At 73.1% G+C, this 11,659-nt stretch carries 11 protein-coding genes; 8 read left to right on the top strand and 3 right to left on the bottom strand.

Features of this window, described 5'->3' with window-relative positions; translation table 11 throughout:
• Positions 1 to 37: 37 nt before the first annotated feature.
• Complete coding sequence (locus GA0115242_RS25115; RefSeq protein WP_093832217.1) at positions 38 to 490, bottom strand: Lrp/AsnC family transcriptional regulator; 453 nt, start codon at positions 488 to 490, stop codon at positions 38 to 40.
• 111 nt (positions 491 to 601) lie between these two features.
• On the opposite strand from GA0115242_RS25115, the gene GA0115242_RS25110 reads away from it, so the two are divergent.
• Complete coding sequence (locus GA0115242_RS25110) at positions 602 to 1,228, top strand: LysE family translocator (protein ID WP_093832215.1); 627 nt, start codon at positions 602 to 604, stop codon at positions 1,226 to 1,228.
• A 69-nt stretch (positions 1,229 to 1,297) separates the two neighbouring features.
• On the top strand, positions 1,298 to 2,017 hold the full coding sequence (locus GA0115242_RS25105; protein ID WP_093832213.1) for a class III extradiol dioxygenase subunit B-like domain-containing protein: 720 nt from the start codon (positions 1,298 to 1,300) through the stop codon (positions 2,015 to 2,017).
• A 137-nt stretch (positions 2,018 to 2,154) separates the two neighbouring features.
• Here GA0115242_RS25105 and GA0115242_RS25100 read toward each other — a convergent pair whose 3' ends face one another.
• Positions 2,155 to 2,448 carry an antitoxin gene (locus GA0115242_RS25100; RefSeq protein WP_093832211.1) on the bottom strand — a complete coding sequence of 98 codons (294 nt, stop codon included), beginning with the start codon at positions 2,446 to 2,448 and terminating at the stop codon, positions 2,155 to 2,157.
• Between the two features lie 15 nt (positions 2,449 to 2,463).
• Positions 2,464 to 2,658, bottom strand: a complete 195-nt coding sequence (locus GA0115242_RS40900; protein ID WP_237549292.1) for a hypothetical protein — start codon at positions 2,656 to 2,658, stop codon at positions 2,464 to 2,466.
• A 272-nt stretch (positions 2,659 to 2,930) separates the two neighbouring features.
• Here GA0115242_RS40900 and miaA point away from each other — a divergent pair, with 272 nt between their 5' ends.
• The 6 genes from miaA (at position 2,931) to hflX (ending at position 11,600) form a co-directional block, all read left to right on the top strand.
• Positions 2,931 to 3,869 carry a tRNA (adenosine(37)-N6)-dimethylallyltransferase MiaA gene (miaA, locus tag GA0115242_RS25090; RefSeq protein ID WP_093832207.1) on the top strand — a complete coding sequence of 313 codons (939 nt, stop codon included), beginning with the start codon at positions 2,931 to 2,933 and terminating at the stop codon, positions 3,867 to 3,869.
• Positions 3,870 to 3,972: 103 nt separating this feature from the next.
• Positions 3,973 to 4,476 (top strand): hypothetical protein, encoded by a 504-nt coding sequence (locus GA0115242_RS25085; RefSeq protein WP_093832286.1) that lies wholly within the window; start codon positions 3,973 to 3,975, stop codon positions 4,474 to 4,476.
• Between the two features lie 46 nt (positions 4,477 to 4,522).
• Positions 4,523 to 5,392, top strand: a complete 870-nt coding sequence (gene dapF, locus GA0115242_RS25080; protein WP_093832205.1) for a diaminopimelate epimerase — start codon at positions 4,523 to 4,525, stop codon at positions 5,390 to 5,392.
• Positions 5,393 to 5,690: 298 nt separating this feature from the next.
• Entirely contained in the window at positions 5,691 to 7,817 is a 2,127-nt protein-coding gene (locus tag GA0115242_RS25075) for a RelA/SpoT family protein (protein WP_093832203.1), read from the top strand.
• A 374-nt stretch (positions 7,818 to 8,191) separates the two neighbouring features.
• On the top strand, positions 8,192 to 9,916 hold the full coding sequence (locus GA0115242_RS25070; RefSeq protein WP_237549291.1) for a M1 family metallopeptidase: 1,725 nt from the start codon (positions 8,192 to 8,194) through the stop codon (positions 9,914 to 9,916).
• Positions 9,917 to 10,106: 190 nt separating this feature from the next.
• The gene (hflX, locus tag GA0115242_RS25065; RefSeq protein WP_093832201.1) at positions 10,107 to 11,600 is read left to right on the top strand and encodes a GTPase HflX; all 1,494 of its coding nucleotides are present in this window, start codon (positions 10,107 to 10,109) and stop codon (positions 11,598 to 11,600) included.
• Positions 11,601 to 11,659: the final 59 nt, after the last annotated feature.

Genomic DNA, 11,659 nt, shown 5'->3' with positions numbered 1-11,659 from the left:
CGTCCGCGACGGTGGAGGGGGCGGGGGCGCTCGGGGGCTAGGCGGGGAGCGGTCGGTCGTCGACGACGTTCTTCATGACGAGGGTCGAGGTCAGGCGCTGCACCCCGGGCAGGCGGGCGAGCCGCTCGTCGTAGAGCCGCTGGTAGGCGGCGAGGTCGGCGGTGGCGACCCGCAGCAGGTAGTCGGGTTCGCCGAACAGGCGCTGTGCCTGGAGGACGTGCGGGATCCCGGCGACGGCCTCCTCGAAGGCGGTGACGGTGTCGGGGGACTCCCAGCGCAGGGTGGCGAAGACCAGGGTCTCGAAATGCAGCCCGACCGCCGCCGGGTCGACCACCGCGCGGTACCCGCGGATCGCGCCCTCGCGTTCGAGGTCGCGCAGCCGGCGGTGGCAGGGCGAGACGCTGAGCCGCACACGGGAGGCCAGCTCGGTGACCGTCAAACGGCCGTCCTTCTGCAGCTCGGTCAGAATCTTCCGGTCCATGGCGTCCATGGAGAAGATTCTCCCTCTGATCCCGCGATCACGGGGTAAAGAAGCAAACATACTTGGGCGTATCCGTCCTAGCCTTCCTCGCGCAGTGGACGAGGAGAGGAGACGGGTCCGATGGACGCGACCACGCTGGCGGCCTTCCTGGCGGTGGATCTGCTGCTGGTGCTCACCCCCGGCGCGGACTGGGCGTTCGCCATCTCGGCGGGTCTGCGCGGGCGCTCGGTCCTCCCGGCGGTGTCCGGGCTGGTCGCCGGATACGCGGGCTACACGGTCCTCGCCGTCGCCGTCGCCGGCCTGGCCGTGCTCGTGGCGAGTTCACCGGCCCTGCTCACGGCGCTCACGGTCGCCGGGGCCGGGTACCTGATCTGGCTGGGCCGGCACGTCCTGCGGCAGCCGGCCGAGCTGACCGCCGCCGCGGGGACGGCCGGTGCCTCGCGGGCGCGGGTGATGCTCCAGGGGGCTGGGATCAGCGGTCTGAACCCGAAGGCGCTGCTGCTGTACCTCTCGCTGTTCCCGCAGTTCATCGACACCACAGGTGACGGCTGGCCGGTGGCCGCGCAGACCGGGCTCCTCGGCGTCCTGCACATGGCCGCCTGTGCCACCGTCTACCTCGCCGTCGCGGTGCTGGCCCGCACCGTCCTGCGGACCCGGCCCGCCGCGGCCCGCGCGGTCACCCGCGTCTCCGGCGTGCTGATGATCCTCGTCGGGGCCCTCCTGCTCGCCGAGCGGCTGGCCGTCTGATCTGTTCCGGGAGGGGCGCCGACCCGGCCGGGGAGGACGTCCGCACGGTCCGGGGTTACGCTGCCGATCATGCTTGTCGCCGCCGCCGTCTGCCCCTGTCCGCCGTTGCTCGTGCCCGAGGTGGCCGCGGGCGCCGCTCCCGAGCTGGACGCGGCCCGCGCCGCCTGCGCCGACGCGCTCGGGGTCCTCGCCGCCGCCCGGCCCGACCTGCTGGTCGTCGTCGGGCCCGCGGATCCCGGCACGCGGGGCCCGCACCCGCAGGGCACGCCGGGTTCCTTCCGCGGCTTCGGCGTCGGCCTCGACGTCACCCTCGGCGCGCGGGACGACGGCGCGACCGTCCCCGGCGGCACCCTCCCGCCGTCCCTCGCCGTGGCCGGGTGGCTGCTGGCGCGGGCCGGATGGACCGGCGTCCCGGTCGAGGGGCTCGGCGTGGCGGAGACGCTCGACCCCGAGGAGTGCCTCGCCGCCGGGCGTGAACTGGCCTCCCGCGCGCCCCGGGTCGCGCTGCTGGCGATGGGGGACGCCAGCGCGTGCCGCACCGTCAAAGCGCCTGGCTATCTGGACGAGCGCGCGGCGCCCTTCGACGCGGTGGCCGCCCGTGCGCTGGCGGACGCCGACCTGGCCGCCCTGCGCGCCCTCGACGCGAAGCTCGCCCGGGAGCTGAAGGCCGCGGGCCGCGCCCCCTGGCAGGTCCTCGCGGGCGCGGCGCAGGACGCGGACCTCGGCGGCGCCCTGCTCCTGGACGACGCGCCCTACGGCGTCGGCTACCTGGTCGCCGCCTGGTCCTGACACCCGGCGGGGGAGAGGGGCGCGCTCACCGTCGTCCGACCCGCACGCCGCACGCCGGGCGCACGGGAACGGCGGACGGCCCGGAGTCTTTCCGCTCCTGGGGTCGTCCGCCGTTCCTCGAAGGGCCGCACGGGCCGCTACGGCGTCGGGGGTGTCCCCTCGGGCCGTGTCGGCCTCGCCGGGTCGGTGGGGGTCACGGGGTCGGTCGGGGTGGCGGGGTCGTCCTTGTGCGCGAGGCGGTCCACGGCGCCCTTGGCCTTGCCCGTCCCCGACTCGATCTTGTCGCTGTACTTGCCCTTGGTCTTCTCGTCGACCGCCTTCGCGGCCTTGTCCAGACCCTGGGCGATCTTGTCCCCGTGCTGCTGCGCGAGGTCGGAGACCTTGTCCTTGGCCGGGTTCAGCTTGGCTTTCAAGTTGTCCAGAAGACCCATGGTTTACCTTCCCTGTTACCTGCGGGCGTCCTCGTCGGCTCCGCTGTCGGTCGCCTGCCCGACGGACTGCTGCTTGGGGATGCCGATACCCTCACCGGCCCCCGCCACACCGTCCGGGCCCGCCTCCGCGGCCCCGGCCTCCGCCCCGGCCCCGGTCCGTTCCGGCGCCGGTGCGACGGCCCCGGCTCCCGCGGTGCCGTCCTCGGTCACGGCGCCGGGTGCCCCGTCGGTCGACGCGTCCTGTGCCGCCGTCTCCTCGGTAGCCTTCGACCTCCGAATAAGCCGTGCAAATACGCCCATATCAACTCCATACGTTACTCGCGCGGGTGGGATCCCGCGTCGTCCGGTGCGTCCGAACGCGTCCCCCGGTCCGCCGCCCACCGGAACCGGACGGCAGAACCACGCAACGGGCAACGACACCGTGCCGACGCCGTCACGTAGCTCGTTCGGGGAGCGCTCCCGGGGTTTGCGAGACTGGTCCCGTGAGCAGCGCATCCCCCGCCCCCCGAGTCATCGCCGTCGTCGGTCCCACGGCGGCCGGTAAGTCCGATCTGGGTGTCTTCCTCGCCCGCAGGCTCGGCGGCGAGGTCGTCAACGCCGACTCGATGCAGCTGTACCGGGGGATGGACATCGGTACCGCCAAACTGACGCCCGACGAACGCGGGGACGTCCCGCACCACCTCCTGGACGTCTGGGACGTCACCGTCACCGCGTCCGTCGCCGAGTACCAGCGCCTCGCCCGGGAGCGCATCGACGCCCTGCTCGCCGAGGGCCGCTGGCCGGTCCTGGTCGGCGGTTCCGGCCTGTACGTGCGCGGGGCCGTCGACAACCTGGAGTTCCCCGGCACCGACCCCGAGGTCAGGGCCCGCCTGGAGCAGGAGCTGACCCTGCGCGGCTCCGGCGCCCTGCACGCCCGCCTCGCCGCCGCCGACCCCGGCGCGGGCCAGGCGATCCTGCCCAGCAACGGCCGCCGGATCGTGCGGGCGCTCGAGGTCATCGAGATCACCGGCCGCCCCTTCACGGCCAACCTCCCGGGCCACGACTCGGTCTACGACACCGTCCAGATCGGCGTCGACGTGGCCCGCCCCGAACTCGACGAGCGCATCGCCCGCCGCGTCGACCGGATGTGGGAGGCGGGACTCGTCGACGAAGTGCGCGCCCTGGAGGCGCGCGGGCTGCGCGAGGGGCGCACGGCGTCCCGCGCGCTCGGCTACCAGCAGGTGCTCGGCGCGCTCGCCGGCGAGTGCACCCTCGACGAGGCCAGGACCGAGACCGTACGGGCCACCAAACGCTTCGCGCGCCGTCAGGATTCGTGGTTCAGGAGGGACCCGCGGGTGCACTGGCTCAGTGGGGCCGAGGCGGATCTGACGGAACTTCCGCGGCTCGCACTGGCGTTGCTCGAACGACCGGTCACAGCCTGATCACGTCATGGCATCGGGACGCTCCGGCCGTCATCGCGGCCTCCGGGGCCGTGCCATCATCGAGCTTCGATCGACCTAGTCCTAGTTGGGAGGGCGCGTGGCGATGGAGGCCGGCCCTCGCGACACCGCACAAGGAACCGAGCCCTTCACCGCCGACAGCGGTGGGCCGGAGCAGGACGCGGACCGTCTGAGCCCGGACGGGCCCGACGACACCGAGGACGGGGTGACCGCCGACGGGCCCGAGCCCGAGGAGATGTTCGCGGGCGGTCCCGAGGTCGAGGTGGAGCTGCGTCCGCAACGCCGGCTGCGGCTGTGGCACCTGGCCCCCATCGTCGGACTCGCCGCCGTCGGCTCCCTGATGTTCGCCTTCCCGCTCGCCTTCGACTTCGGCGACAGCGGCGCCGTGATCGCCATGCTGGGTCTGCTGATCTGCTCCTGCGCCGCGGGCTGGGGCATGATGGCCGCCCGCCGCGTCGGGCACACCTGGCCAGGTCTGCCCGCCCGCGGCGCCGGACGCCGCCCCGACTGGCGCGTCGTCCTCACCTACGCCGTCGTCGTCGGCGCGGTGATCGTCCTCGCGGTGTGGCGCGTGGCCCGCCTGCGGTAGGCCCGCCGCGGCGGTGACTGTCGGTGCCGCGCCGTACGATCGGGACATGAGCACGCGGATCGCCTTCCTCAAGGGACACGGCACGGAGAACGACTTCGTGATCGTCCCCGACCCGGAGAACAGCCTCGACCTGCCCCCGGCCGCCGTCGCCGCCCTGTGCGACCGCCGCGCGGGCATCGGCGGGGACGGCCTGCTGCACGTGGTGCGCTCCGCTGCGCACCCGGAGGCCGCGGGGATGGCCGCCGAGGCCGAGTGGTTCATGGACTACCGCAACGGCGACGGATCGGTCGCCGAGATGTGCGGCAACGGCGTCCGCGTCTTCGCCCGCTACCTCCAGCGCGCCGGGCACGTCACCGAGGGCGACCTCACGGTCGCCACGCGCGGGGGCGTCAAGAGCGTCCACCTCGCCAAGAACGGCGACGTCACGGTCGGCATGGGCCGCGCCCTGCTCCCCGGGGGCGAGGTCACGGTGCGGGTGGGCGAGCGCTCCTGGCCCGCCACCCACGTCAACATGGGCAACCCGCACGCGGTCGCCTTCGTCGAGGACCTCGCACACGCGGGGGACCTGCGCACCGCCCCGCCGGTCGGCCCGGACGGCGCCTACCCGGACGGCGTCAACGTCGAGTTCGTGGTCGACCGCGGCCCCCGGCACGTCGCCCTGCGGGTGCACGAGCGCGGGTCGGGCGAGACCCGGTCGTGCGGCACGGGCGCGTGCGCCGTCGCCGTGGCCGCGGCCCGCCGGGACGCCGCCGACCCGTCGGCCACCGGCACCCCCGCCACCTACACCGTCGACGTGCCCGGCGGAACGCTGGTGATCACCGAGCGCTCCGACGGCGAGATCGAGATGACCGGTCCCGCGGTGATCGTCGCCGAGGGCGAGATCGATCCGGCATGGCTGGAAAACGCCGTCCGCTGAACGGTGCGTCGGCTTGGCATCAGAGGTGTACCGGCCCGTATGGCACTGAGTGCCAGCCAGTCGGCGGGTCGCGGGGCAGGAAACCACGGCAGGCCGCCCAGCACCTGGCTTGAATCGGTAAACCTGTGAACGATCGCTCGATTGGGTGATCCGTTTCACGCTCGGCGAGAGGCGGTCAGTCGCACGTGGTGGGCTCGGTAGCATCAAGCACCGGCCCGGACGGGGGACCGAAACCAGCCCCCGAGCCGTGTCCGCCCTGGGGCACCCCGTCCGCCGGTCCACGCAGCCGGAGGTGCCCATGAGTGCGGAGGCGACGAACCCCGCGACCCCAGGTCCGGTGACCGCGTCCGCCGCGCGCTGGCGGGCCCGGATCGACCTGCGCCGCCTCGGCCGGGCAGCCCTGCTCGGCCCCGCGGCCCGTGACCGCCTGCCCGACGCCATCGGCCATCTCGCCGACGCCCACCGCGCCCACCACCCCGACGCCGACCTCGAACCCCTGCGCCGCGCCTACCTCCTGGCCGAGTCCTCGCACCGCGGCCAGATGCGCAAGAGCGGCGAGCCGTACATCACCCACCCCCTCGCGGTGACCCTCATCCTCGCCGAACTCGGCGCCGAGACGACCACGTTGACCGCCTCCCTGCTCCACGACACCGTCGAGGACACGGACGTGACGCTCGACCAGGTGGGCGCCGAGTTCGGCGCCGAGGTGCGCTACCTCGTCGACGGCGTCACCAAACTGGAGAAGGTCGACTACGGCGCCGCCGCCGAACCCGAGACCTTCCGCAAGATGCTCGTCGCCACCGGCAGCGACGTCCGCGTCATGTCGATCAAACTCGCCGACCGGCTGCACAACATGCGCACCCTCGGCGTCATGCGCCCCGAGAAGCAGGAGCGCATCGCCAAGATCACCCGGGACTTCCTCATCCCGCTCGCCGAACGCCTCGGCGTCCAGGCACTCAAGACCGAGCTGGAGGACCTGGTCTTCGCGATCCTCCACCCCGAGGAGTACCAGCACACCAGGGAACTGATCGTCGAGAACGCCTCCCGCGCCGACGACCCGCTCGCCGAGACCACCGAGGAGATCCGCGCCGTCCTGCGCGACGCCGGCATCCCCGCCGAAGTCCTCATCAGGCCACGGCACTTCGTCTCCGTCCACCGGGTCTCCCGCAAACGCGGACGCCTGCGCGGCGCCGACTTCGGCCGCCTGCTGATCCTCGTCAACGAGGACGCCGACTGCTACGGCGTCCTCGGCGAACTGCACACCTGTATGACGCCCGTCGTCTCGGAGTTCAAGGACTTCATCGCCGTACCGAAGTTCAACCTCTACCAGTCGCTGCACACCGCGGTCGCCCGCGCGGACGGGCAGGTCACCGAAGTCCTCATCCGCACCCACCAGATGCACAAGGTCGCCGAGGCCGGTGTCGTCGCGCTCGGCAACCCCTACGCCCCCGCGCCCGACGACCCCGCCGACGGCGAACGCGCCGACCCCACCAGGCCCGGCTGGCTCTCCCGCCTGCTCGACTGGCAGGAGGCCGCGCCCGACACCGACACCTTCTGGTCCACCCTCCGCGAGGACCTCGCGCAGGACCGCGAGATCACCGTCTTCCGCCCCGACGGCGGCACCCTCGGCCTCCCCGAGGGCGCCACCTGCGTCGACGCCGCCTACGCGCAGTACGGCGAGGACGCGCACGCGTGCATCGGCGCCCGCGTCAACGGCCGCCTGGCGACGCTCAGCACGGTCCTCACCGACGGCGACACCGTCCAGCTCCTGATGGGCCAGGACCCGGCGTCCGAGCCCTCCCGCGAGTGGCTTGAGCACGCCCACACCCCCGCCGCGCGCATCGCCATCCAGCGCTGGCTCACCACCCACCCCGCCCACGACGCCCCCGAGCGCGCGCAGAAGCCCGAGGTCCGGCTGCGCCCCGCCGCCGAGGCCCCCGACCCGTTCCCGTCCTTCGCCCCGCCCGAGGCCCGTCCCACCAGCGACAACGTCCTCGTCGACCAGCCCGGCGCGACGGTGCGGCTGGCCGGCTGCTGCACGCCCGTGCCGCCCGACGACGTCACCGGCTTCACCGTGCGCGGCGGAGTGGTGACCGTGCACCGCGTCGAGTGCGCCGCCGTCGCCCGGATGAAAGGCACGGGGCGCGCGGAAATCGGCGTGCGCTGGGGGGACACCACCGAGTGCCGGGTCACGCTCGTCGCGGAATCGTTCGTGCGCCCGCATCTGCTCGCCGACCTCACCGAGGCCATGGCGTCGGAGGGCGCGGAGATCTCCTCCGCGACCGTCGAACCCCCCAGCCAGCAGCGGGTCCGGCACACGTACACCGTCCAACTCCCGGACGCTGCCCACCTCCCCACCCTCATGCGGGCGATGCGCAACGTCCCCGGCGTCTTCGACGTCAGCCGGGCACGGACGCGGACGTAGGCGGGAGTGTGGATCGGGGGTGCGGCTGGGGCGGTTGGGTGGGGGTAACGGACCGGGGGCGTGGCTGGGTGCCGGGCTGGCGGGGGAGCGGATCGGGGGCGTGGCCGGGGCGCTTGGGTGCGGGGCCGGTGGGGAAACTGACCGGGGGTGTGCCGGGAGCCGCAGGCTGCGTGGTCGGTGGGGGTAACGAACCGAGGGCATGGCTGGGTGAGGGGCCGGTGGGGAAACCGACCGGGGGCGTGCCGGGAGCCGCAGGCTGCGTGGTCGATGGGGTCGGCGGTGCAGGTGTTCGTGACGCGGCCGGGCCGACTCGTTCGGGTGGCACGGGCGCGCGTCGGCCGCGTGCGGGGGGCGCGCGCTGGTAGCGGTGGTCCATGCCGCTCAGCCCTCGCACCCAGACGCCCCGCCGGTCCGGCCCGCTCCGCGGCGCCCGTCCGCTCCGCCGCCGTACCGCCGCCGCCCTGCTGGCCTCCGCCGTGTCGGTCGCGCTGCTCGCCGCGAGCGCGCCGCCCACCCCGCTGGGCCTCGGCGACCGTCTCTTTCCGACCCTCGGCAACCCCGGCTACGACGTGGCGGCCTACCACCTCGACTTCACCTACTCGGGCGACAACCGCGCACCGCTGGCGGCCGTGACCACCATCGACGCCTGGACCACCGCCGACCTGGACCGGATCAACCTCGACTTCGCGCACGGCACGGTCGAGTCGGTCGAGGTGGACGGCGAACCGGCCGACTTCACCGGCGCGGGCGAGGACCTCGTCGTCACCCCGGAGGAGCCGCTCAGCGCGGGCAGCCTCACCCGGATCACCGTGCGGCACACCAGCGACCCGGTCGGCTCGGACGACAGCGACGGCGGCTGGGTGCGCACCGCGGACGGCCTCGCCATGGCCAACCAGGCCGACGCCGCGCACCTCGTCTTCCCCTGCAACGACCACCCCTCCGACAAGGCGATGTTCACCATCAGGATCACCGCCCCCAACGACTACACGGCCGTCGCCAACGGGCTGCCCGCCGGACGCCACCGGACCGCGCGCACGACCACCTGGACCTACCGCACCAAGCACCCCATGGCCACCGAACTGGCCCAGGTGTCCATTGGCCGCTCCAGCGTGGTCCGCCGCGAGGGCCCCGGCGGACTCCCGGTCAGGGACGTCGTCCCCAGCAAGGACCGCGAGGCCCTGGAACCGTGGCTGGCCAAGACGCCCGACCAGATCGCCTGGATGGAGAGCAAGGTCGGCCCGTACCCGTTCGAGACCTACGGCGTCCTCATGGCGCAGGCGTCGACCGGCTTCGAGCTGGAGACCCAGACCCTCTCCCTCTTCGAGAAGGACATCTTCACCGAGCCCGCCTACCCCAAGTGGTACGTCGAGTCGATCATGGTGCACGAGCTGTCCCACCAGTGGTTCGGCGACAGCGTCAGCCCGCGTACCTGGTCCGACCTGTGGCTGAACGAGGGCCACGCCACCTGGTACGAGACCCTGTACGCCGACGAGACGGCCCACCGTCCGATGGAGACGCGGATGAAGGCCGCGTACGGCGCCTCGGACACCTGGCGGGCCGCCGGGGGACCGCCCGCCAGGCCCAAGGCGCCCGCGCGGGGACAGAAGATCAGCATCTTCCGCCCGAACGTCTACGACGGCGCCTCCCTGGTCCTCTACGCCCTGCGCCAGGAGATCGGCCACCGTGACTTCGACCGGCTGGAGCGTGCCTGGGTCGCCCGCCACCGGGACTCGACCGCGTCCACGGCCGACTTCGTCCGCCTCGCTTCGGAGATCTCCGGGCGTGACCTCCGCGGCTTCTTCCAGCAGTGGCTGTACGGCGCGAAGACCCCGCCGATGCCGGGCCACCCGGACTGGAAGTCCACGGAACCCGCGAAGCCGGCCACGCAGGGTGAGCAGACGAAGCACACGCAGCAGGCACGGCAGACGAAGCAGGCGCAGCGGGACCGGCGGGCTGAGCCGGCCGAGCAGGGTGGGCAGGAGAAGCGGGATCGGCCGGCCGAGCAGGAGAAGCGCGGGACGGGGGCGGCGGAGGGGACGCAGTCGACGCGGGGGAAGCGGGGCGAGGAGGCCCCGGTGATGGTGGGGGCCGCTGGTTGAGCCGGGACGGGAGCGGGAAATAAGGCGGTGACGAGACGGGGCGTACCGTGCGACCATCTTCGGGTCGGCGCGGTACGGACCACGGGAATCTCCCGGGTCGCCCGTACGTTGTCCCAGGTGGTCGACGAGTCTGACGGTCCACCGGCCGTCTCCGCCGCCGACACCGCCTTCCCATCGACGTAAGGATCCAATGACCTCCTCTTCATCCCCTTCCCAGGACTCGCAGCGCTTCGCGCACACCTACGCCGAAGGTCTTCGGGCCGATGCCCTGATGGAAGAGGACGTCGCCTGGAGCCACGAGATCGACGGAGACCGGGACGGCGACCAGTTCGACCGCTCCGAGCGCGCGGCCCTGCGCCGTGTGGCCGGCCTCTCCACCGAGCTGGAGGACGTCACCGAGGTCGAGTACCGCCAGCTGCGCCTGGAGCGGGTCGTCCTCGTCGGCGTCTGGACCACCGGCACCGTGCACGAGGCCGACAACTCGCTCGCCGAGCTGGCCGCCCTCGCCGAGACGGCGGGCGCCCTCGTCCTCGACGGCGTGATCCAGCGCCGCGACAAGCCCGACGCGGCCACCTACATCGGCTCGGGCAAGGCGAACGAACTGCGGGACATCGTCCTGGAGTCCGGCGCCGACACCGTCATCTGCGACGGCGAGCTGAGTCCTGGTCAGCTCATCCACCTCGAGGACGTCGTCAAGGTCAAGGTCATCGACCGCACGGCCCTGATCCTCGACATCTTCGCCCAGCACGCCAAGTCCCGTGAGGGCAAGGCGCAGGTGGCGCTCGCGCAGATGCAGTACATGCTGCCCAGGCTGCGCGGCTGGGGCCAGTCGCTGTCCCGGCAGATGGGCGGCGGCAAGGGCGGCGGCCTCGCCACCCGAGGCCCCGGTGAGACGAAGATCGAGACCGACCGGCGCCGCATCCGCGAGAAGATGGCGAAGATGCGCCGGGAGATCGCGGAGATGAAGACCGGCCGCGAGATCAAGCGCCAGGAGCGCAAGCGTCACCGGGTGCCGTCCGTGGCCATCGCGGGCTACACCAACGCGGGCAAGTCGTCCCTGCTCAACCGCCTCACGGGCGCCGGTGTCCTGGTCGAGAACGCCCTGTTCGCGACCCTGGACCCGACCGTCCGCCGCGCCGAGACGCCCGGCGGACGCCTGTACACCCTGGCGGACACCGTCGGTTTCGTCCGGCACCTGCCCCACCACCTCGTCGAGGCGTTCCGCTCCACCATGGAGGAGGTCGGCGAGTCCGACCTGATCCTGCACGTGGTCGACGGCTCGCACCCGGCGCCGGAGGAGCAGCTCGCCGCCGTGCGCGAGGTCATCAGGGACGTCGGTGCCACCGGCGTGCCCGAGATCGTCGTCATCAACAAGGCGGACGCCGCCGATCCGGTGACGCTCCAGCGTCTGATGCGCGTCGAGACCCGGTCGATCGCTGTCTCGGCCCGCACCGGCCAGGGCATCGCCGAGCTGCTCGCGCTCATCGACAACGAGCTGCCGCGGCCGTCGGTCGAGATCGAGGCGCTGGTGCCGTACACCCACGGCAAGCTGGTCGCCCGCACCCACGACGAGGGCGAGGTGATCTCCGAGGAGCACACCCCGGAGGGCACCCTGCTCAAGGCCCGGGTGCACGAGGAGCTGGCGGCGGAGCTTGCACCGTACGTACCGGCGCCCACGGTCTGACCGGTCTGACCGCCGGGCAGCCTGAAGCGATCACCGGGGCGGGCTGCCCGTCCCGGTGA

This window comes from Streptomyces sp. SolWspMP-5a-2, from assembly GCF_900091845.1.
GTDB classification, from domain to species: Bacteria; Actinomycetota; Actinomycetes; order Streptomycetales; family Streptomycetaceae; genus Streptomyces; species Streptomyces doudnae.
The sequence above is the reverse complement of the archived record's forward strand: the minus strand, read 5'-3'. Positions and strand labels throughout refer to the sequence as shown.